At 59.0% G+C, this 21,411-nt stretch carries 24 protein-coding genes; 9 read left to right on the top strand and 15 right to left on the bottom strand.

All coding sequences use genetic code 11. From position 1 onward, the window contains the following. Positions 1 to 120: 120 nt before the first annotated feature. The 3 genes from AC13RE_RS28020 to AC13RE_RS28010 form a co-directional block, all read right to left on the bottom strand. Positions 121 to 837, bottom strand: a complete 717-nt coding sequence (locus tag AC13RE_RS28020) for a FadR/GntR family transcriptional regulator (RefSeq protein ID WP_488486285.1) — start codon at positions 835 to 837, stop codon at positions 121 to 123. 119 nt (positions 838 to 956) lie between these two features. Continuing rightward, a complete protein-coding gene (locus AC13RE_RS28015) occupies positions 957 to 1,541 on the bottom strand; it encodes an NADPH-dependent FMN reductase (protein WP_488565343.1) in 585 nt (194 codons plus the stop codon). Between the two features lie 318 nt (positions 1,542 to 1,859). After that, on the bottom strand, positions 1,860 to 2,780 hold the full coding sequence (locus AC13RE_RS28010; RefSeq protein WP_488565356.1) for an AraC family transcriptional regulator: 921 nt from the start codon (positions 2,778 to 2,780) through the stop codon (positions 1,860 to 1,862). A gap of 438 nt (positions 2,781 to 3,218) precedes the next feature. Here AC13RE_RS28010 and AC13RE_RS28005 point away from each other — a divergent pair, with 438 nt between their 5' ends. Genes AC13RE_RS28005 through AC13RE_RS27995 form a run of 3 tightly spaced genes read left to right on the top strand, consistent with a single transcriptional unit; the run spans position 3,219 to position 6,937 of the window. Then, complete coding sequence (locus tag AC13RE_RS28005) at positions 3,219 to 4,715, top strand: sugar ABC transporter ATP-binding protein (protein WP_488565342.1); 1,497 nt, start codon at positions 3,219 to 3,221, stop codon at positions 4,713 to 4,715. 16 nt (positions 4,716 to 4,731) lie between these two features. Next, positions 4,732 to 5,802, top strand: coding sequence for an ABC transporter permease (locus AC13RE_RS28000; protein WP_488565341.1), 1,071 nt, complete (start codon positions 4,732 to 4,734; stop codon positions 5,800 to 5,802). Positions 5,803 to 5,842: 40 nt separating this feature from the next. Next, positions 5,843 to 6,937 (top strand): ABC transporter substrate-binding protein, encoded by a 1,095-nt coding sequence (locus tag AC13RE_RS27995; RefSeq protein WP_488486289.1) that lies wholly within the window; start codon positions 5,843 to 5,845, stop codon positions 6,935 to 6,937. A gap of 58 nt (positions 6,938 to 6,995) precedes the next feature. On the opposite strand, the gene AC13RE_RS27990 is transcribed toward AC13RE_RS27995, so the two are convergent. The 5 genes from AC13RE_RS27990 to AC13RE_RS27970 form a co-directional block, all read right to left on the bottom strand. Next, positions 6,996 to 8,015, bottom strand: a complete 1,020-nt coding sequence (locus AC13RE_RS27990) for a LacI family DNA-binding transcriptional regulator (RefSeq protein WP_488565340.1) — start codon at positions 8,013 to 8,015, stop codon at positions 6,996 to 6,998. A 133-nt stretch (positions 8,016 to 8,148) separates the two neighbouring features. Continuing rightward, positions 8,149 to 8,481, bottom strand: coding sequence for a hypothetical protein (locus tag AC13RE_RS27985; protein ID WP_004120191.1), 333 nt, complete (start codon positions 8,479 to 8,481; stop codon positions 8,149 to 8,151). After that, on the bottom strand, positions 8,478 to 9,365 hold the full coding sequence (locus AC13RE_RS27980) for an NAD(P)-dependent oxidoreductase (RefSeq protein ID WP_132720098.1): 888 nt from the start codon (positions 9,363 to 9,365) through the stop codon (positions 8,478 to 8,480). The genes AC13RE_RS27985 and AC13RE_RS27980 overlap by 4 nt, the downstream gene beginning before the upstream one ends. Beyond that, complete coding sequence (locus AC13RE_RS27975) at positions 9,362 to 9,904, bottom strand: gluconokinase (protein WP_488565339.1); 543 nt, start codon at positions 9,902 to 9,904, stop codon at positions 9,362 to 9,364. The genes AC13RE_RS27980 and AC13RE_RS27975 overlap by 4 nt, the downstream gene beginning before the upstream one ends. Continuing rightward, positions 9,873 to 10,631 carry an SDR family oxidoreductase gene (locus tag AC13RE_RS27970; RefSeq protein WP_112337620.1) on the bottom strand — a complete coding sequence of 253 codons (759 nt, stop codon included), beginning with the start codon at positions 10,629 to 10,631 and terminating at the stop codon, positions 9,873 to 9,875. Before AC13RE_RS27970 ends, AC13RE_RS27975 begins: the two co-directional genes overlap by 32 nt. A gap of 85 nt (positions 10,632 to 10,716) precedes the next feature. Between AC13RE_RS27970 and AC13RE_RS27965 the strand changes: the two genes are divergently transcribed. Next, the gene (locus AC13RE_RS27965) at positions 10,717 to 11,664 is read left to right on the top strand and encodes a 2-hydroxyacid dehydrogenase (RefSeq protein ID WP_488565338.1); all 948 of its coding nucleotides are present in this window, start codon (positions 10,717 to 10,719) and stop codon (positions 11,662 to 11,664) included. 10 nt (positions 11,665 to 11,674) lie between these two features. Then, entirely contained in the window at positions 11,675 to 12,706 is a 1,032-nt protein-coding gene (locus tag AC13RE_RS27960; RefSeq protein WP_488565337.1) for an L-idonate 5-dehydrogenase, read from the top strand. Positions 12,707 to 12,765: 59 nt separating this feature from the next. Here AC13RE_RS27960 and AC13RE_RS27955 read toward each other — a convergent pair whose 3' ends face one another. Beyond that, on the bottom strand, positions 12,766 to 13,185 hold the full coding sequence (locus AC13RE_RS27955; RefSeq protein WP_488486296.1) for a GlcG/HbpS family heme-binding protein: 420 nt from the start codon (positions 13,183 to 13,185) through the stop codon (positions 12,766 to 12,768). 88 nt (positions 13,186 to 13,273) lie between these two features. Here AC13RE_RS27955 and AC13RE_RS27950 point away from each other — a divergent pair, with 88 nt between their 5' ends. Further along, positions 13,274 to 14,164: an SMP-30/gluconolactonase/LRE family protein gene (locus AC13RE_RS27950; RefSeq protein ID WP_488565336.1), complete on the top strand. Its 891-nt coding sequence runs from the start codon at positions 13,274 to 13,276 to the stop codon at positions 14,162 to 14,164. Between the two features lie 132 nt (positions 14,165 to 14,296). On the opposite strand, the gene AC13RE_RS27945 is transcribed toward AC13RE_RS27950, so the two are convergent. After that, entirely contained in the window at positions 14,297 to 14,500 is a 204-nt protein-coding gene (locus AC13RE_RS27945) for a hypothetical protein (RefSeq protein WP_488565335.1), read from the bottom strand. Positions 14,501 to 14,826: 326 nt separating this feature from the next. Here AC13RE_RS27945 and AC13RE_RS27940 point away from each other — a divergent pair, with 326 nt between their 5' ends. Beyond that, positions 14,827 to 15,186 (top strand): ArsR/SmtB family transcription factor, encoded by a 360-nt coding sequence (locus AC13RE_RS27940; protein WP_488565334.1) that lies wholly within the window; start codon positions 14,827 to 14,829, stop codon positions 15,184 to 15,186. A gap of 86 nt (positions 15,187 to 15,272) precedes the next feature. On the opposite strand, the gene queE is transcribed toward AC13RE_RS27940, so the two are convergent. From queE to AC13RE_RS27920, 4 genes are all read right to left on the bottom strand, one after another. Next, on the bottom strand, positions 15,273 to 16,001 hold the full coding sequence (gene queE / locus AC13RE_RS27935; protein WP_488565333.1) for a 7-carboxy-7-deazaguanine synthase QueE: 729 nt from the start codon (positions 15,999 to 16,001) through the stop codon (positions 15,273 to 15,275). Further along, positions 15,998 to 16,354 (bottom strand): 6-carboxytetrahydropterin synthase QueD, encoded by a 357-nt coding sequence (queD, locus tag AC13RE_RS27930; RefSeq protein WP_488565332.1) that lies wholly within the window; start codon positions 16,352 to 16,354, stop codon positions 15,998 to 16,000. The genes queE and queD overlap by 4 nt, the downstream gene beginning before the upstream one ends. Next, positions 16,354 to 17,064 carry a 7-cyano-7-deazaguanine synthase QueC gene (gene queC, locus AC13RE_RS27925; RefSeq protein WP_488565331.1) on the bottom strand — a complete coding sequence of 237 codons (711 nt, stop codon included), beginning with the start codon at positions 17,062 to 17,064 and terminating at the stop codon, positions 16,354 to 16,356. Before queC ends, queD begins: the two co-directional genes overlap by 1 nt. A 166-nt stretch (positions 17,065 to 17,230) precedes the next feature. Beyond that, entirely contained in the window at positions 17,231 to 18,337 is a 1,107-nt protein-coding gene (locus AC13RE_RS27920) for an aldo/keto reductase (RefSeq protein ID WP_488565330.1), read from the bottom strand. A gap of 140 nt (positions 18,338 to 18,477) precedes the next feature. Between AC13RE_RS27920 and AC13RE_RS27915 the strand changes: the two genes are divergently transcribed. Both AC13RE_RS27915 and AC13RE_RS27910 read left to right on the top strand, forming a co-directional pair. Beyond that, positions 18,478 to 19,389: a LysR family transcriptional regulator gene (locus AC13RE_RS27915; RefSeq protein WP_132720110.1), complete on the top strand. Its 912-nt coding sequence runs from the start codon at positions 18,478 to 18,480 to the stop codon at positions 19,387 to 19,389. 238 nt (positions 19,390 to 19,627) lie between these two features. Beyond that, a complete protein-coding gene (locus tag AC13RE_RS27910) occupies positions 19,628 to 20,026 on the top strand; it encodes a helix-turn-helix domain-containing protein (RefSeq protein WP_132720111.1) in 399 nt (132 codons plus the stop codon). 30 nt (positions 20,027 to 20,056) lie between these two features. Here AC13RE_RS27910 and AC13RE_RS27905 read toward each other — a convergent pair whose 3' ends face one another. After that, positions 20,057 to 21,346 (bottom strand): TadE/TadG family type IV pilus assembly protein, encoded by a 1,290-nt coding sequence (locus AC13RE_RS27905; RefSeq protein ID WP_488565355.1) that lies wholly within the window; start codon positions 21,344 to 21,346, stop codon positions 20,057 to 20,059. Positions 21,347 to 21,411: the final 65 nt, after the last annotated feature.

Below are 21,411 nucleotides of genomic sequence, written 5' to 3'. Positions count from 1 at the left end.
CGCGAAAACCGGATGGTCGCCATAGCACCTCGATCCGGCTGGCCAAACAGACGGAACATCTCTTTCGAAGAATCGACCGCTATCATGTGACATAATATGACAGCAGTACCCTGTCGAGCATTATTGCTCCTGTAGCTCGGCGAGACGGCGATAGCGACGCTGGCTCGCCATCATATGCGCCCGCATCGCTTGTCGCGCGCGTTCTGGATCTTGATCGGCGATGGCCGCTAAAATCTCCGCGTGCTCTGCATGAACCTTCTGCAGATAGGCGCGGTCATTCGCCTCGGGCAATGTCGGAAACTGTCGGCGCGGAATGGTTCGTGTACCAAAATGCCGAAGCACGTCGACATAGAACCGGTTATTCGTCGCAGCCGCGATCGCCATATGAAACTCATAGTCCGCTTCGACGGTCGACAGCCCCTGCTCTATCAGCTGCGCCATCTTACGGTTGGCCGCTGCAATCGCGGCCTCCTGTTCGGCCGTCCTGCGATAGGCGGCGATGGCCGCCGCCTCGCCTTCCGCTGCCATGCGGAATTCCAGCAGTTCCAGCGTTTCGGGGATGCTCTTGACCTCGACCGACGTCAGCAGCAGCCCAGATCGCGTGGGCGTGTCGGAAACGAATACGCCCTTGCCTTGAACCGGCGTGACGAGACCTGCCGCACGAAGATCTGCAATCGCCTCGCGCACGACGGTCCGGCTGACATCGAATGCAGCCTCAAGCTGCGGCTCGGTCGGAAGCTGGTCGCCTGCCCGAAGCTTGCCGCTCTCAATCTGCAAGCGCAATTCGTCGATGACCCTTTGTGCCAGCCTTTGCCGTGTCCGGGCATTTGTCGTCATTCCCAATCCCGACCCTTTTTGTTGGCCTTCAACCGCAATCGTTTCTCATCGGCAGCAAGTCATCATACGAATAGTCTTAACATCAGGCGCGTCGAATGCAATTGGGCCAGGCAGGCCCATCAGATTTCCCAGTCAGAACTATATGCCCTGGATCTCAATCTCGACGACAATTCCAGCTGCACCTCGATCGTCTTTTGCAACCGTGTCGCAAGGGTGTCGGACGGGGTGGGACCATCTACCCAATCCCTGTCCGTGGCGTAAACGACATAGGGATTGATCACGCATTTGAAATCGAGCATCAGCGACGTGGCCAGACTTCCATAGGCCATATAGCTGTGCGGAAGCCCGCCGGAGCAGATGAAAGTGACGATCTGATCGAACCAGGCCGATTTTCGTTCGCCGGCGCCTGTCGCACCGGTAAGTTCGATCAGGCTCTTGGCAGCACTGCCCACCGACCAATTGTAAATGGGTACCGCAAGCAAGACACCATCCGCGTCATGAATTGCACGATACAGCTGGTCGTATGAAGGATGTTCATAGCATTTCAAATTGTCGAAAGCGGGCAACTCCAGATGCTGAAGATCGATAAACTCGACTTCGCATCGCCTCTCTCGCAACAAGTTTTCAGCCTCGCGAGCCATGCGACGGCTCCTGCTTTTCGGATCAAGGCTGCATGAAAGGATGGTGATCTTCAGAGGATCCATTGCCTATTCACTCCAGCATCATCGTTGCGAGAAGAGGTTTTAAGTATGCGTCACGACGGCGAGACGGCCACCCTCACCAAAATCCTACCGGCTAGGCAGTCTATGAATATGATCCTGAAAATGGCAATGCGGCGCCCGTCGTTGCGCTAACGCGGCCAGAGAGCCTCAGATTCCTTGGGGCGCCGTGAACGGGCTACTTCCCTTTTGACCAACCTGTGCAAAGTTGTCCGCATGACAGGAACGGCAGCATCGTAGCGGAAGTTGGTGAATAGATCTGAGGTCTGGCAAGGTATTGATCACGCGGGCGACGCTGCCGCCCTACCGCGCTTGCCTGACAGTCTCGGAGGGCATTTCTCCGAAGGATTGATAATATAGCGCTGCGAACCGCCCCATATGGGAAAATCCCCAATCGCGCGCGATGTCGGCCACCACCCGGGAACGGTTCGATTCCATCAAGGCTTTGCGCGCGCCTTGCAGGCGTATCTCGCGCAGATAGCCGAGGGGCGTCATGTTCTTGAACTGCTGAAATGCGGTCTGTAAGGACCGCACGCTTGTTCCGCTCTCGCGCGCAATATCGGCGATCTTGATGTCCGCACTTGCATTTACGTGCATATATTCCATTGCACGCTTCATCTGCCTCGGGATTGCCGGCGATGCCGGCCCTTGCAACTGCAGCGTATAATTGTGCGGCACAGTCTCAAGCAGAGCAATCATCATTGCCTGTAAAAGGCATTCGCTGAATGAAGCGGAGGATCTTTGTTGGCCGGGAGCTGTGAGGTCCTGCCAGATCAAGTTTCCAAGCGCGGCGATCTGCATCCCTCGCCCCGATGTCAAATCGACCGGGCCAGCGAATTCCAGATCAGAGCGCACCGGTGCGTCCAGCAGCGTGCTGAGCTGTCGTATCATGGCCGCCTTTTCGAATGCGATGCCCATATGGCTCCGCTGCTCGAAAAACGTGAGCCGGCTGAAAGAAGACATATCGGCCACAAGTCCCCTGCCCGGCTCCGATTCCAATTGCCGCCCAGCGGCGTCGACAAGCATCTTGCCGGCGGTCGGCAGATAAAGGCCGTAGGCTTCGGGGCCACCGGGCAGCATAACGCTCATGCCAGAATGACATTTGCCGCGCCAGACGCTGCAGGAGCCGATCGTATAGTGGCGGTCTTCCACCGAAATCGCACCGCGGCGATGGAGAGGTTCGACAATCGCGGGAAACAGGGTTCTCGCGTAATGCGCGGTCATCTCCTCGGCATCGGCTTTCTCGATTTGGGACACCGAGCACGTTGCGTAAGTCAAATGTTCCCCTCATTGCGCTGCGTCTGCAGATTACCTTTTTAGCTTTCGGTCATCTGCCTTGAAAATACATCCTCGCTTACGCCCCCGGAGAAAGTAACGCCATAAAACTAGAAAAATCAATGCCTCATCGAATAAGTATGATAATTACAACCATGCGGATGCATCGCAGCGCGAGTATATATTTTCTTCCTGCTTATATCATTTCATAATATGATCGGACGCGTTGAGATATATTTCATATTTAAAGAATGCCTCTCGTTAATACGTTAACTTTTCAGCCGGGGTCGCACATGATGCCTGAATATACAGGCACGCATCCGAGCCTCTTGACGGAATGTTATCGATAACATAGCCTCCTCCTATCGAAGCTTTGGGAGGAGCAGGATGGACGACGAAAAGCTGCTCGCATTTTCCGACATCACCAAGGAATTTGGCGGAACACGAGCCCTGTCGAACGTGTCGCTCGACTTGCAGCGCGGCGAAATCCTCGCGCTTCTCGGGGAAAACGGCGCGGGTAAATCGACCCTCATCAAGACATTGGCTGGCATCTACAAGCCGGATGGCGGGCAGATCCTGTTTCGCGGCAAACCCTATCATCACCGCCCGCCACAACCCAATCAACGCCAGCCGGTCGCCTTCATCCATCAGGATCTCGGACTGATCGAATGGATGACGGTGGGCGAGAATGTCGGGCTTGCGCAGGGCTATTCCCTGCGCGGTAAATTGATAGACTGGCGCGCCACGGAGCGGCGTACCGCCGAGGCTCTGAAGCTCGTCGGCTGCGATTTCGATCCGTCGACCCGCGTACAGGAGCTGACCCGCACCGAGAAATCGCTGGTCGCAATCGCTCGGGCGCTCGCCGTCGAAGCCGACGTGCTGGTGCTTGACGAACCTACGGCCAGCCTGCCCGCCGACGAGGTCGAGAAACTCTTTGCCGCCATCCGCCCACTGAAAGAGCGCGGCGTGGCTATGATCTATGTGTCTCATCGCCTCGACGAGATCTTCCGTATCGCCGACCGCGTTGCCGTCTTGCGTGATGGTCAGCTGGTCGGCCAGAAGCCAGTCTCCGAGACGACACCGGATGAACTCATCCGCATGATCGTCGGGCGCAAGGCGGACCAGCTTTTCGTCAAGGCAGAAAGAAGCGCTGGCCCCGCCATCGTTTCCGTAAAGGAGCTTTCCTGCCGCGGCGCGGGACCCGTATCCTTCGATATCCGACAGGGCGAATTGCTTGGTCTCGTCGGCTTGCGCGGTGCCGGCCAGGAACTGATCGGACGCGCCCTCTTCGGCTGCGAGCCGTCGCAGGGCAGCGTTCGCTTGAACGGGGAGGTACCTGACCTTTCCAGCACTGTGGCCGCCATGGCTTCGGGTATCGGGCTGATCGCCCGGGATCGGACCGAAGAGTCCGTCGCCATGTCGCTCAGCCTGCGCGAAAACACCTTTCTCAATCCCGGCGCTTCGGGACGAAGCCTGTTTTCGTTCCTGCCTCCGCGACGGGAGGCGGAAATCGCCCATTCTCTCGGCAGCCGCGTCGGCCTCCGGCCTAACGATCAGAGCCTCGCTATCGAGGCATTATCCGGCGGCAATCAGCAGAAGGTCGTCGTGGGACGATGGCTGGCGACGGGGCGCAAATTGCTGATCGCCGAAGATCCGACCGCCGGTGTCGATGTCGGCGCCAAGGCTGACATCTATCGCCTGATCGCCGAGGCGGTCGAGGCAGGCCTTGCCGTGCTCGTCGTCTCCACGGATTTCGAGGAAATCGCTCACATCTGCCATCGTGCCCTGGTGTTTTCGCGCGGCAGGATCGTGCGCGAACTCAGCGGTGCCGACCTCACAACACCGGCGGTCATCGCTGCCGCATCAGCATCCGAAGCGGCCTGAACCGGAGGAGAACACCATGCAATCGATCGAATCCAACGCGCTCGAGCCGACCCGCGCCGAGCTTTCGGCCATGAGCTTCGGCCAGAAGATCCAGCGCCTGCTGCCCGTCTATGGCCTCGTCATCCTGACCGCGCTGCTGATCCTGCTTTTCTCCATTCTGCTGCCGCAGACGTTCCCGACGATGCTCAACCTGCGTTCGATCGTTTCCGACAAGACGATCATCGCCATCCTGTCGCTGGCTGCAATGATCCCGATGGCGGCAGGCCGCATCGATCTGACGATCGGCTATGGCATCGTTCTCTGGCATGTGCTGGCGATCAGCCTTCAGACCATGTTCGGACTGCCCTGGCCGGTTGCCGTCCTGATCGTCATTGCCCTTGGCGCGCTGACCGGCTTCCTGAACGGCCTCCTGGTGGAGATCGCCAAGATCGACAGCTTCATCGCAACGCTTGGCACGGGCACGGTCCTCTACGCCATCGCGCTCTGGCATACAGGCGGACGGCAGGTGGTGGGCATGCTGCCGCAAGGATTTTATGCGCTGAACGGCACCATGGTCTTCGGCTTGCCGATCACCGGCATCTATGTTCTGGCACTTGCTTTCGTCATGTGGATCGTCCTCGAATATCTGCCGATCGGCCGCTACATCTATGCGATCGGCGCTAATCCGAAAGCGGCCGCGCTCAACGGTATTCCCGTCCGCCGCTTCGTCATCGGCGCCTTCGTCACCTCGGGAACGCTTGCCGCCATCGCCGGCGTGCTGCTCGCCTCCAAGCTGCGCATCGGCCAGGCAAGCGTCGGGCTTGAATATCTGCTGCCTGCATTGGTCGGCGCATTCCTCGGATCAACCACCATCAAGCCGGGCCGCGTCAACGTCTGGGGCACGATGATCGGCGTCATCATCCTCGCCGTCGGCATTGCCGGCATCCAGCAGTTCGGTGGCTCCTTCTATGTCGAGCCTCTGTTCAATGGTGTGACCCTGCTCGTTGCCATCGGCATTGCCGGTTACGCGCAGCGCCGCCGCAGCCATGCAGGGCGCATGGCACCGGCCCAGGCACCGCAACTTTCCGCCAAGCCGGCGGAGAAATGAAGATCATCTGAAGTTCGAATGTCCAAAGGGAGGAGAAGATATGAACCGTAGACAATTCCTACAGGTCACGACAGCGGTCCTGATGCTATGTGCCGGGCAGGCCTATGCCGATCCGTTGGCGGATGCGAAGGCCGTCGTCGACAAATACGCAACCCCGGTCACTAAGTGGGATGGCCCGACGACAGGCCCGAAGGCGCAGGCCGGCAAGACAATCGTCGTACTCGCGGGTGATCTCAAGAATGGCGGCATTCTCGGCGTCAGCAACGGTGTCGAGGAAGCAGCAAAGGCGATCGGCTGGGAGGTGAAGGTTCTCGATGGCGCAGGCTCGATCGGCGGGCGCACGGCGGCCTTCGGCCAGGCGATAGCGCTACAGCCCGCCGGCATCATCATTGACGGCTTCGACGCCGTCGAACAGGCTCCGGCGCTGGAACAGGCGAAGGCCGCCAAGATCCCGTTGGTCGCCTGGCATGCCGGCCCGACCATCGGCCCGGACGACAAGAACGGTCTTTTTGCCAATGTCAGCACCGACGCCATGGAAGTCTCGAAAGCCGCTGCCGATTGGGCCTTCGTCGATGCAAAGGGCAAGCCGGGCGTCATCATCTTCACCGACTCCACCTATGCGATCGCCATCGCCAAGGCGGACAGGATGAAGCAGGAGATCGAACGATTGGGCGGCAAGGTGCTCGAATATGTCGATACCCCGATCGCCGAGACGTCTCAGCGCATGCCGCAGCTGACCACCTCGCTGCTGCAGAAATACGGTGACAGCTGGACGCATTCGCTTGCTATCAACGACCTCTATTTCGACTTCATGGGTCCTTCGCTTGCCTCCGCTGGCAAGGGCGGCACCGATGCGCCGATCAATGTCGCTGCCGGCGACGGCTCGCAATCGGCCTATGAGCGCATCCGTGCCGGCCAATTCCAGAAAGTCACGGTGGCCGAACCCCTCAATCTCCAGGGCTGGCAACTGGTCGATGAACTCAATCGCGCTTTTGCCGGCGAAAAATGGTCCGGCTATCTCTCGCCGCTGCATGTCGTGACGGCAGATAATATCCAATCCGATGGCGGTCCGAAGAACACCTTCGATCCGGACAACGGCTACAAGGACCAATACAAGAAAATCTGGGGCAAGTGATTCCAGTAACGGGAGATGGCCTAGCTTAAAGGCTGGGCCACTCCATTCGACAACAAGACTATGCTTGGCGGCTGCTATCGCGCGCAATCAGTTCAGGCAATATCCTGACATCGGGAACCGGCTGCGTGCCATCGAGAATATCCAGGATCAATTGTGCTGTCCGCTCGCCGATCTCACGCGCAAAGGCGTTGATGGTAGTCAAAGTCGGCACGCAGACCTCGCCGATTTCATAATTGCCGAAACCGCCGATGGAAAAGCGCTCGGGCACGGGAATTCCTAGCCGCCGACATTCGGTGAGTGCACCGTAGGCGGCAAGATCCGAGACGCAGACGACAGCTTCCGTATCGGGATAGAGTTCGATCAGCTTCGCCATGGCATTAGCGCCTTCCCGCATCGAGATCGGCGGCGATCCGGCTGCGATCAGCCTGGTGGCGTCGAGCCCATGCGCCTGCATGGCAGCAATGAAGCCGAGCCTGCGTTCGCTGCCGCGTGAATCCCGCTGGACATCACCACCGATGAAGGCGATGCGGCGACAGCCGAGCGCGACGAAATGATCGACCATATCGCGCATGACGGCCCTGTTAGAAAAGCCGACATAGTGGCCGATCGGATCGGTCGGGATATCCCAGGTCTCGATCACCGGGATTGCTACGGTCTGCAGAAGTTTACGCGCTCGCTCCGTGTGGGTGCCGCCGGTCACGACGATCGCCTGCGGCTTGCGGCGGAGCAACTGTTCGATCAGCCGCTCCTCCTCTTCGGCATCGTAGTTTGTATAGCCAAGCAGAATCTGCATGTCCCGCTTGGACAAGGTGTCCGAGAGGCCTCCGACCGTATCGGCGAAGTTGGCATTGTTGATGGACGGGATGGTAACGGCGACAAAGCCGGACTTTTGCGAACGCAGGTTGGAAGCCGTACTGTCGAAGACATAGCCCAGCTCCTCCGCCGTTCGCAGGATCGCCTCGCGCGTCTCCGGGCTGACAAGACTGTCGGCCTTGAAGGCGCGCGATACGGTCATCGGAGAAACTCCCATGACGCGGGCTATGTCTGCCATGGTCGGCGTTTTGCGATCGTTACTCATCAATGGCCCATGTTATCGTTACCATCAGAGTAGTATGCCTCTTCCCAGAATGGCAAGAGGCGCTTTCAGCTATCCCGCAAAGCGAGCAACCGCAAGGAGCGCGCCCGCGTCGGAAACGTCTTGCAGCAGTCGACTAGAGCTGGAACTCATGCGCCAGCGTCACATGATGATGGATGCGTCCTTCGAAAAAGCGTGAGAGAACCGCTTCCGTCGCTGCACGCGCCTCGGTGCGCACCGGGCTCGCAAGCGCCTTTTCCACGGCGGCCATATCCGGATAGTTCACGGCCAAAATCATCGGGAACTCCGGGGCGCCTTCATCGCGTGCCTCGGCAAAGGTAACCCGCACGTCCAGGGCACCAGGAAACTGCTTCCACTTCGGCAGGATGGTTTCCATGACGGCCGTTCGAAACGCCTCTGCCTCTCCTTCCCTGACCTTGCCTTCGAATAATGCATATCGGGTAATCATCCGGCGATCTCCTTGTTCGGCCCTTTGAAGAATTCCATCAGCGCCGCCTGATCCTCACCGCCAAGACCGGAAGCCGTCAGCATGCGGTGTATCTCGGCGCAGACCGCCGTCAACGGCATGGCGGTATTAGTCCTGCGGGCCAGATCCTGAGCGCCGTTCAGATCCTTGACCATGTTGTCGATCCGTCCGGTGCGGCGATAATCCCTGGCGACGTAACGCGGCATATATTCCTGAAGGATGGCGCTGTCGGCCCGCCCGCCCTTCAGCGCCTGCGGGATTTTCGCGGCATCGACACCGGCATCAAGCGCCAGTTGCGTCGCTTCCGCGACGGCGAGGAAATTCAACGCGCACAGAACCTGATTGATGAGCTTCGTGGTCTGGCCCGCGCCGACGGGCCCCATATGTGTGTAGTTCGATGCCACATGCTGCAAGACCTGATGCGCATCCGCGACGTCCTGCTCGCTGCCACCGGCCATCAGCGTCAACTGCCCTATCAGGGCCTTCGGTGCTCCGCCGGACAGTGGGCTATCCACCCAGCGCAGCCCCTTTTCTGCCGCTTCAGTAGCAAGTGCCTTGGTGGCATCGGGATCGATCGACGACATATCGATGATCAGCGTGCCCGCTCTTGCACCTGAGGCAATGCCTTCAGGCCCGAACACCGCGGCATGGACGATCTTCGGCGAATTGAGGCTGAGGACGACGAAATCGGAAACGGCAGCCGCTGCCGCTGCACTCGGGGCTGCCGTAGCGCCTTTTGCGGTCAGCACCGCAACCTTCTCCTTGTCGAGATCGAAGACCGTCAATTGATTGCCGGTCTCCGCCAGACGAGCGCCGATCGCTCCACCCATAGCGCCGGCGCCGATCAGCGCCACCTTATTGCTCATGATTGCGTCTCCTCCAATGCAATGATGATGGCCGCTACGACTTGATCCAGCGGCTGATCGATATCGACGGTAATCGCCTGCTCGTCTGATCCAGGCAGCTCGAGGGTTGCAAATTGACTGTCGAGCAATGCTGGCGGCATGAAATGATCCCGTCTTGCCTGCATCCGCCGAAGAATGGTCTGCCTCGTTCCGGCAAGGTGAACGAAGCAAACCGGCGCGTCGACAACCTCGCGAATCCGGTCGCGATAGATGCGCTTCAGCGCCGAACACCCGATCAGTGTCGTATCCTGCGCCAAAGCCAGGTATTGACCGACTTTGTCGAGCCAAGGCCAGCGATCGGCGTCGGTCAACGGTATGCCGGCACTCATCTTGGCAACGTTTGCCGCAGGGTGAAGATCATCACCATCGGCATAGATGCCTCCAAGGCGATCGGCCAGCGCCGACCCGACCGACGACTTGCCGCAGCCGCTGACGCCCATGATGACGAAGCGGCGCGGCAAAGCGCCATCAGAGCGAAGCCGTGATGCCGCCGTCAACATAGAGCACATGACCGTTGACGAAGGAGGAGGCATCGGAAGCAAGGAAGATGCAGGCGCCGACCAGTTCTTCGACACGGCCCCAGCGGCCGGCCGGCGTGCGCTTTTCGAGCCATGCGGAAAAGTCTGCATCGGCGACGAGGGCCGCATTCAATGGCGTATCGAAATAGCCCGGCGCAATGGCGTTGCATTGCAGCCCGTATTTCGCCCAATCCGTGGCCATGCCCTTCGTCAAATTGCCGACGGCACCCTTGGTTGCCGTGTATGGCGCAATCGAGGGCCGCGCCAGTGCCGTCTGCACGCTGGCGATATTGATGATCTTTCCTGCACCGCGCTTGATCATGTGACGGGCGACCGCCTGGCCGACATTGAAGACGCTCGATATATTCGTCCGCAGCAGCCGCTCGAAGGCATCGGCGGGAAAATCCTCGAGCGGTGTGCGAAACTGCATACCGGCATTGTTGACGAGAATGTCGATCGCGCCGATCTCCGCCTCGAAGGCATCGACGGCCTGACGCGTAGCCTCATGGTCAGTGGCGTCGAAGGCCAGCTGATACGCCTTGCTGTCGAAACTCTCAGCCGCCGTGGCGAGCTTTTCCTTGTCACGCCCATTGAGCACCAGCTCAGCGCCGGCGGCGGCCAACCCTTTCGCGAGCGCAAGCCCGATACCTTGGGAAGAACCCGTCACCAGGGCGCGCCGCCCTTTCAGATCAAAAAGACCAGCAGACATTGTTTCCTCCGTTTTCATCTCGACAATGGTCGTCTCCCCTGTTTATGTTATCGATAACATTTGATGTCAAGGGAGGACACACAAGATGAGCAAGCCCCCAATCCTGCAGATTGGCCCCTACCCGCAATGGGATCAAGAGCCTCTCGACGCAGCCTTTCAGGTTCATCGCTATTTCGAGGCGGCCGACAAGGACGCATTGCTCGCCCAGGTCGGACCATTGATCAGAGGCATCGCCACACGCGGCGAACTCGGCGCCAACCGTGCTATGATCGATGCCTGCCCCAAACTGGAAGTCATTTCTGTTTATGGCGTCGGCTTCGATGCCGTCGATTTGCAAGCCTGCCGCGAGCGCGGCATCCGTGTCACCAACACACCCGACGTCCTCACCAGTGACGTCGCCGATTTGGGAATCGCGATGATGCTCTGCCTGTCGCGCGGCATGATCGGGGCAGAGACATGGGTGCGTGACGGCAGCTGGGCCGAGAAGGGACTTTATCCCCTCAAACGCCGTGTCTGGGGACGGCGTGCCGGCGTGCTCGGTCTTGGCCGCATCGGCTTCGAAGTCGCGAAACGCCTGAAGGGCTTCGACATGCAGATTGCCTATTCGGACGTCGAGGCGAAATCTTACGCGTCAGACATGACCTTTGTCGCCGATCCCGTCGAGCTCGCAGCACAATCGGATTTCCTGTTCGTCACGCTCGCCGCTTCCGCCGCCACCCGCCATATCGTCGGTCGTAACGTGATCGAGGCGCTCGGCCCGGAAGGCATGTTGATCAACATCTCCCGCGCGTCCAATATAGACGAAGACGCCCTACTCGACGCGTTGGAGACCGGCAGGCTCGGATCGGCAGCCCTTGACGTCTTCGAAGGCGAGCCAGAGCTTAATCCGCGCTTCCTGGCACTCGACAATGTGCTGCTGCAGCCCCACCATGCCTCCGGCACGGTTGAGACGCGCAAGGCCATGGGTCAGCTGGTGCGCGACAATCTCGCCGCCCATTTCGCCGGCCATGCACTGCCGACACCCGTTCTTTGAGGAGAAAGATATGAAGGCCATCATCGCCCACGCCGCTAAGGATGTGCGGATCGAGGATTATCCTGAGGAAGAACCGGGCGCGGGAGAAGTGAAGCTGCGGCTTGCAACCGGCGGCGTCTGCGGCAGCGACCTACATTATTATCATCACGGCGGCTTCGGCACTGTTCGCCTGAAGGAACCGATGATCCTCGGGCATGAAATCAGCGCGACCGTGACCGCGCTCGGTCCGGGCGTGCAGGGGCTCGAGATCGGCCAGCTCGTTGCCGTTTCCCCCTCCCGCCCCTGTCGCACCTGCCGCTACTGCCTGCAGGGACTGCCCAATCAATGCCTCAACATGCGCTTCTATGGCAGCGCCATGCCCTTCCCGCACATCCAGGGTGCCTTTCGCGAGACGCTTGTGGCCGATGCCATTCAATGTGTGCCGGCCGATGGTCTGACGCCGGGTGAAGCGGCCATGGCGGAACCTTTGGCCGTGACCTTGCACGCTACGCGGCGTGCGGGCGAGATGCTCGGCAAACGCGTTCTCGTGACCGGCTGCGGTCCGATCGGCGTCCTTTCAATCCTGGCGGCCCGTCGCGCTGGCGCCGTCGAGATCGTCGCGACTGATCTTTCGGATTTCACCTTGTCGCTTGCCAGGCAGGCAGGAGCCGACAGGGTCATCAATACGAAGAATGAGCCCGAAGCGCTTGCCACCTATTCAGCCGACAAGGGCACTTTCGATGTGCTCTACGAATGCTCGGGCGCTACTGCTGCCCTCGCCGGCGGCATTGCGGCGCTGAGACCGCGAGGGATCATCGTCCAGCTTGGTATCGGCGGCGACATGAGCCTGCCGATGCTGGCGATTACGGCAAAGGAGTTGGAACTGCGTGGCTCTTTCCGCTTTCATGAAGAGTTTGCGGTTGGCGTCGATCTGATGCGCAAGCGCCTTATCGATGTGCGGCCGCTCATCACACACACAGTCCCGCTTGCCGACGCGATCAGCGCCTTCGAGATCGCGTCGGATCGAAGCCAGGCCATGAAGGCGCAGATCGCCTTCAACTGAACGAAAGCGGCGCGAAATCCACTCGATTGAAGCCGAAGAGGGATTTCGCGCTCACCCGTTCAGTCTAGGTCGGCGCCGATCGCTTCGAGCGCGGCGCGGGCAACCTGTTCGTCCTGCTCGCCGGAACCCGAACCGACGCCGATGCCGCCGAGAAGCGCGCCGCCGACGCGGATTGGCAAACCGCCGCGCAACCCCGTCATCCCGCCGTCGGTGGCGATTGCCAGCGGCACTCGCGCATGGTCCGGCAGCGAATGGCTGGGAGCGCCGATGGAGGCCGCCGTCTGTGCTTTAGCACCGGCGCTTTTCAGCGACTGAAAACGCGAACCGCGCATGCGGAAGGAGCCGAGCGTCACGCCGGATTGATCGACGATGACGATGCATTGCGGCTGGCCCATCGCGGTCGCGGCGGAAATGGCGGCGTTCAACAAGGTCATCACACCTTCGTCACTCAAGACGCTCGACGTCAGAACGTGGCTCATGCACTATCCTCCTCATTGCGGACTCATCGAGTTATGTTATCGATAACAGATCAACGCACGATCTAGCATTACGGGAGGTATTGTCACAATGTCGTTCTTCGAAATCATCGACCCGGCCTTTGGGAAATTTGTTCTTGGCAATGCCCCCGTCAAGCAAATCGCCACCGGTTTCGACTGGGTGGAAGGCCCAGTCTGGTTCGGAGATCTGAACTGCCTGCTCTTTTCGGATATTCCCAACAACCGCATCATGCGCTGGATACCGGGGCTCGGCACCAGCATCTTTCGCGAACCTTCGAATTTTTCGAACGGCCATACCCGTGACCGGCAGGGCCGGCTCGTCAGCTGTGAACATGGCGCCAGGCGTGTCACGCGCACCGAATATGACGGCTCCATCACGGTCATCGCGGATCGCTATCAGGGTAAGCGCCTGAATTCACCCAATGATGTGATCGTCGCCTCTGACGGCGCGATCTGGTTTACCGATCCGCATTACGGCATCGCGACGGATTACGAGGGATATAAGAGCGAGCAGGAGCTGCCATGCAATGTCTATCGCGTCGATCCAGACGGCTCCATTCAGGCCGTGCTGATGGATTTCAATTGCCCGAACGGGCTTGCCTTCAATCCTGACGAGACGAAGCTTTATGTGGCTGATACCGGTCGCATGCATAGCAACGATCCGCAACATATCCGGGCCTTCAACGTCGGCCAAAACTGGCAGCTCTCCGGCGGCGAGGTATTTCATGCGATTTCGCCGGGCTGTGCTGACGGCATGCGCTTCGACAGCGACGGCAATCTCTGGTCGTCGGCAGCCGACGGCGTGCATTGCATCGCGCCCGACGGCCATCTCATGGGCAAGATCCTGGTACCGGAAACAGTATCCAACCTCTGCTTCGGCGGTCGCGGCAAACACAAGCTTTTCATGACGGCAACGACAAGCGTCTACGCGATCTCCTTGAACCGAAGCGGCGCACTGTGACAGCGGCGCAAAGGCGTCGAGCGAAATGAGACGGCCCTAAATCATGCCTAGGACCACCCTGCCCGGAAATCTGAGGTAATGGCAAAGCACTCGTCATAGAGCGATTGCCATGTCGGCCCGGAACAGACGATCTCAGCGCAAATCGGCCTGCGGCCTGGAGCACGAAGCGGCATGCATGATCGGCGCCAGATTGGCGGACACGGCACGCTCCTGCCGGCTCGCGGCATCCTGCAGCAGGCTTGCCATTCCAGTCACGGAAATGCGATCCGCGCGCATGACCTGGCGGATCAGCGGATCTTTGAGAACTTCGGCGATCGTCAAGTCCCTTTGGGTCATGGTTACCTCCTGTTCGTTGGAGCAGAAGATAAGCCGCTTTATTAGCAGTGCGATGTCAGAACCCGGACAAAAACAAGGCATTTCGTTCGATTTTGTTACAGAATAATTGCAAAACCCAAAGCGGTACATATTCCAAAATTACAATAGGACCCTAGTTGACCGCTGGGAGAGGTTGATTTCCTGGAAATCGGCCGAACTGGGAGGGGCCGCCTGCTCCGCGAGGATGCGACGTTTGGAATATCCAAACCATAATTTTGCAACTTTTGCGCTTATCATCACGCGCTGCAGGGGGATTTTAAGATTAACTATCGACGATTGGCCGTGCTATGTATTCCTCAGATCACACCACAGAAGATGAGCGTCTCATCTACCATGCAGATCTTCTCAGCCAGCTTTCAAATCCCAAACGCCTTGAGGTCTGTATTCATCTGTCCGGCCGTGAGGAGGATGTAAACAGCCTGGCCAAGAAGCTTGGAATATCGCAATCAGCCCTCAGCCAGCACCTGACCCGCTTGCATCATTCCGGCATCGTCAAAGTGCGCCGTCAGGCGCAGTATAGATACTATACCTGCGATCATCCGGGCGTGTTGCAGATCCTCAAGACACTTGCGGGAATTTTCGATGCTGAACTCAAATCAGCGATGTCGAATACAGTCGAGCATGGCAGTCGCGAGGAGAAATCGTAACGCAGTACCGATGCGGCTCTGCTGGTTGGCCTACAAAAATGTAAATTGCGATCGGGCCAGGCAGAATGCGGCCCGTTCGCAATCTATCAAACGCCGCGCCTGTTTCCCCAGATGATCACGTGCAGTTGCGGCAGCACCCTCGCCTCGAACCATCGATCATTGCTGACCTTTTCCACGAGCCAGCGCATCCGCTCGACGATGCCGTCAATATCGACAATGGCATCTTCTGCATCGGCTGGCGGCGGCGTGTGATTGCCGGGTTGCAGATAGACGGGCAATTGAGGATAGCGAGCAGCCGCGTCTCGCGCATATTCATAGTCGAGATCGTCGAATATGACGATCTTCAAGGCGATCTGCGGTCCGCTGCCCGCCATGCGCAGACAGTCGTCGAAGGCGATCCAGTCCGTCGCCATGCCGCTCGATGGAGGCTTCGGGCTCAGCACGAGCACATCGAGTTCGGCGAACCATTCCCTGGCCAAGCTCCCTTGAGTCTCCAGCGCGAAGCGATATCCCTCCGCATGGCCGCGCGCAATCAGCGGGCCGAGCGGTTGGATCGCAGGATTGCCGCCGGAGAGCGAGATGGTCAGCGGTTTGCCGCCTGAAAGTCGCGTTACCTCCTGCCAGATCTCGTCGACCGACATCGGCTGCCATTGATCGCGATAATCACTATCGACGGCATGCAGCGTATCGCACCAGGAGCAGCGATAGTCGCAGCCGCCGGTGCGCACGAAGATCGTCGGAAGGCCGATCAGGATGCCCTCGCCTTGGATCGTCGGCCCGAAGATCTCGCTGACGCGAATGGGCGCTTCGCTCATGGCCGGTATTCCGCCCAGGTCTTCGGCGTTTCGCTGACTCGCACGGCAGATGTCTGCGGCAAGCGCTCCTTGCACCAGTCATAGAAATGCTTGGCGAGATACTCCGAGGTCACCCGGTCATGTCCAAAGACATCATTGAGATGGCGATGATCGAACGCTTCGTCGATGTAGCGCTTCAGAGGTTGCAGCTCATGATAATCTCGCACGAACCCGTTCTCGTCCAGTTCGCCGGCCGAAAGCTCCACAACGACGATATAATTGTGCCCGTGCAGGCGCGCGCACTGGTGATCTGTGGGAAGATGCGAGAGCTGATGCGAGGCGGAGAAATGAAACTCCTTGGTGATGCGATACATCACTTCACCTCCTCAGCCGAAAAGCCCGATGTCGCGGCAACCCAGAAATCGGCATCGTCATATTCCGTGGGATCTGCGATACCAGCGAGATGGAAGGCTTCGCGCCGCTCCACACAGGTGCCGCAGCGGCCGCAATGGCGCTCTCCGCCCTTGTAGCAGGACCAGGTTTCGGCAAAGGGGGTCTTATGCCGGGCGCCATCGGCAACGATATCCGCCTTGGAGATCGTCACATAGGGCGCGTAGAGCGAAACGCTGGCATAGCCGTCGAGTGCCTGGTTCTGCATCTGCTGGAAAGCCTCGATGAAACCCGGGCGACAGTCGGGATAGATGAAATGATCGCCGCCATGAACCGCAACGGCGACGGCATCCGCCTTCTGCGCCGCCGCAAGCCCGAAGGCGATCGCCAGCATGATCGCGTTACGGTTCGGTACGACCGTCGCCTTCATGGTTTCCTCGGCATAGTGCCCGTCCGGCACCTCGACATCATCTGTCAGAGCCGATCCGGTCAGATGCCGGCCGATGGCGGTGATGTCGATGATCTCATGCGGTACGCCGAGACGCTCGGCGCAGGCGCTCGCAAATTCCAGCTCCTTGCGGTGCCTTTGGCCGTAATCAAAGGAGACGAGGCCGATAAGCTGATGTTCGGCTGCGACCTTATGGGCGAGCGAAACGGAGTCCAATCCGCCGGAGCAGATCACGATAGTCTTCATAATTCAGGATCCCTTGTTTTGACCGGGTGGGCTGCGACCGGATTTCATGGCTTTTCAAAGCCACGGCGGGGTCTCTAGCAGCAGAAACCGGAGGAAACAAGGCAATCGTTCATTTCATCGCAACGCGCTGTCAGTTGCCCAGCGCGTTGCGATGGCTGTGACGTCTTTAGCTGACACCTGCAAACTTTCCCGAGATGTTGAGATCCGGATAGTAACCCACGGGCTTGCCGCCGACAGTCTGGCCACCGGTCAGGCTGCCCTGGATCTCCGGTCCGAAAAATGAGTAAGGGAAGGTCGATGGCAGGGCACTCACATCGTCGAGGCGTTGGCGCAGCTCGTGCGGTATCGTGAACTCCAGCGCGCCGAGATTATCCTTTAGCTGCTCCAGTTTCGTCGCGCCGACGATGATCGAGGCAATGCCGGGCTGCGTCATCGCCCAGTTGACCGCTACCTGTGCCATGCTGCGGCCAAGCTCGCCCGCCACCTTTTCCAACTCGGCGACGATCGCCCAGTTGCGCTCGTTGAATTTCTGAAAACCGGGATTGCTCGTGCCCCGTACGGTTTCGAGGCGGCCGGCCGTTTCTCCCTGGCTGCTCGGGCGATATTTGCCGCTAAGCAGACCGCTCGCAAGCGGGCTCCAGGCCATGATGCCGGCACCGTAACGCGTCCCGAACGGTACGAATTCATTCTCAATATTGCGCTCGGCCAGGGAATATTCGAGCTGAAGCGCCGAGATCGGCTCATAACCGCGATATTCGGCAATGACCTGTGCGCGGCTTGCATACCAAGCCGGAACATCGGACAGACCGACATGCCGGACTTTGCCCGAGCGCACTAGGTCGTCAAAGGTACGCATTACCTCTTCCGGTGGCGTCAGGCGGTCCCAGCAATGCATGAGGTAGAGGTCGATATAGTCCGTGTTGAGCCGCTTCAACGATCCCTCGACCGCCCGCAGGATATTCTTGCGGCCATTACCGGCCGCATTCGGCGTCTGGGCCGCAAGGTTCATGGTGAATTTGGTCGCAATGACGGCATCGTCGCGCAATCCGCGCTCAGCAATGAACTCGCCCAGCCAAGTCTCCGACGTACCACCGGTATAGGCATCGGCAGTATCGAAAAAATTGCCGCCGGCATCGACATAGGCATTGAAGATGGCTCGCGCCGCTTCTTTGTCGGCACCCCATCCCCATTCCGTGCCGAAGGTCATGGTTCCAAGCGCAAGCCGCGTCACCTTCAGTCCGCTATTGCCCAGCGCGTAAAATTCCATGCTCATCGCTATTCTCCTCTGTGGCGCACCAAACCAGCTCGATGATCGAAAGCGGTCGGCCGCAATTCGGTGCTTATAGCTTCGCTGCTTTCCGTCCGTTCGATAAGGTCATTTAATTTGCATTCATTATGCGATATGGCTCAGCAATGGATCGCGATCTGCTCACACATTTGCCTATCGTCGCCGCCGTCGCGCGCCGCGGCGGATTTGCCGCCGCTGCCAGCGAACTGGGCATGAGCCCATCGGCGGTCAGCCATGCCGTTCGGCTGGTGGAAGAAAGACTTGGACAGCCGCTCTTCGCCCGGACGACCCGCAGTGTTGCGCTAACGGAAGCCGGAAAAAGCCTGATTGGAACGATTAATCCTGCGCTGCAGGACATTCACGATCGTATGGAGCGCATCAAGGCGGCCAAGGGAAAGCCGAGCGGCCTGCTGCGCATCAATGCCTCCCGCATCAGCCTGCCGCTTGCGATAACCCGCGTCATCAGGGCCATGGCGGAACGCTATCCGGAGGTCGAGATCGAGATATTCTCCGATGAGCGGTTGACCGATATCATTTCCGAGGGGTTCGACGCCGGTATCCGCGTCGGAGAGATGATCGCTCAGGATATGGTGGCGGTCCGCCTGACGCCGCCTTTCCGCGCGATCGTGGTAGCATCACCCGATTATATCGGGCGGTTCGGGCGGCCGAAGACGCTGGCTGATCTCGCAGATCACATATGCATCGGTTATCGCCTTATCCGCTCCGGCGGCCTTTATCAGTGGGAATTCATTGAAGACGGGCGCGATGTCGCCGTGACCGTCAGCGGCCAGGCGATCGTCACAGAATCGCATTCGGCCGTCGAGCTTGCGCTGGCGGGCGTCGGCTTGGCTTATGTCTTCGAGCCGCTCGTGCAGACAGAGATCGCATCCGGCAGGCTTGTTCAGGTCCTGGGCGACTATGCGGTGACGGAAGCAGGTCTTTTCCTCTATTTTCCGCGCCGCGCCGAGCTGGCGCCAAAGCTCCGGGCTTTCATCGACACGATACGGCAGATCAATCGCGAGGCAGCCACCGGCTAGGAGCAAGCTCCATCGACTGCGAGCGATACGCCCACGAATGGTCAAATTGCGCGGGGCCGGTCCCAAAGGCGCAGGAAACAGAACGCCCGTCGCTATTCGAAATAAATCGAGGTTGTCGTCTGCCGTAACTCCCGGCAGTCATAGCGAAACGCTTCTCCAGCGAGGCGTTCGGAAGTGCTGCGGCATCCGCCATCAGCCTCCGGTCCCAAAGATCGATAAGCGCCAAGAGGAGGAACCAATGCAGGAAATCGCAGCAAAGAAGGCGCCGAGCCCGATCGATGTCGAAGTCGGCAAACGTATCCGCGCGCAACGGCGCCTGCTTGGCATGAGCCAATCGGCGCTCGCCGAGAAACTGGACCTTACCTTCCAGCAGGTCCAGAAATATGAAAAAGGCGTCAACCGCGTAGGCGCAAGTCGTCTGCAACGTGTTGCTGACAGCCTCGGCGTCCCGATATCGCACTTCTTCGACAATACAGCCTTTGACAATCCTGTTCCAACCAACGCGCCGCGCAACGACCTCGTCGGCTTCCTGTCGTCCGAAGAGGGTTTGGAACTCAATCGGGCTTTCACAAAAATCAAGGATGCCAGAACGCGCCAGAAGATCGTCGGCCTGCTCAAATCATTGGCCTTCGCCTAGCCTTCCCGGTCTGGTCAGCGCGGCTTGGCGTCAGCTTGTGATGCGCGGCGTACGAATGACCTTGAGGAAGAGCGCGTTCATCGCGTCTGTGATGCCTTGCGTCGGGCTCACCTCGAAATAGAGGCCGGGCGAGGCGCAAGTCTGCAAATTGGTGCCGATTTGCGATTGAAATGGCGCGATCCACTGGTTGTACCAACCATTTGTCGGCAGGGGAAAATAGGTGGTGTAGAGGATAGCGATCTTGATGTTCTGGTTCTTCAAGGGCTGGCAGAAGGCAGTGGCGAGCGGCTCCTGGCAACGCCCGTTCGTCGTCGGCTTGGTGCAGGTGGTGGGTTTGTTGCTGTCACCGACGCCGTCAGTGACAAGAAAGAGAACCTTCTGACGATCGGAACTCGTTTTTCCGCTGCCGCCATTGCCGATGATCGGCGCGAGCTGCGTCAACATCGTATCGAAGCTGGTGTCCTGGTCGCTGTTATCACCCTGTCCTCGAACACTCATGAGGTCCACTGCGCCAGTCGCATTTTTAACCTGCGCCATATCGGATGACAGCGCCGATACGTTGGTCAAGCCAATTGTCGAGGTATCTTTACCAAATGTATAGACGGCCATTCTGTACTGATCGGGTGTCACCCGGTTCGTCTTAGCAGTATCCGTAAGCGACTGTGTTGCCAGCCCGACGACGGCGATGCGGGTCTGGACGTGAAGGCGGCTTGCAAGATTATAGTAATTGTTGTCCGTAGTGCTGTCGTGGCACGCAAAGGCACATTTGTCTGACGTGTTTGCCACCATTTTATCAATATCGGTCATGGTAGCACCGATCCCCATGGATGGCGTGTTGTCCAGCAGCATGTAGAAATCCATGAAATTCGCCGTCTGATACTGTGCAGATGCCGAGCCGCTGACGGGAATGGATGTTTTTCCGATAATCTGGCTCAACGTCGTCGGTACGTTCGCCGAAAAATTGACCGTCGATGAAACGACATTTCCCGTACGCATTACCCCGGCGCTGACGTTAACCGGTATGTTCTGAATATCGCTGGACGCCTGGCCATAGAAGAGCTTGTTGGCATCGCTTTGACCGATCGTGACGGTCCCATCGCTTGTCATGGCCATGGCAGCCGCAACAGCCGGCGACGAATCCGCAATTGCGCCGACCGCGGCCGCATCGGCAGCATTCTGCAGCTCCGTTCGCACGAGCATCGCATTGGTGATATCGAGCGCCAGTCCCCCAGCCGCGATCAACGGAACGGCGACCAATGCCGTTGTGATCCCGAAATTGCCCGACCGATCCAGAAACAGTCGTCCCGAGAGCTTTCGCATGGCATAAAGGGACTTCAGATAAATCGTAGATCTCTTCACAAGCAAACCTTCTACATTATAAGTTG

Source organism: Martinezella sp. CNPSo 3959 (assembly GCF_057784355.1).
The sequence above is the reverse complement of the archived record's forward strand: the minus strand, read 5'-3'. Positions and strand labels throughout refer to the sequence as shown.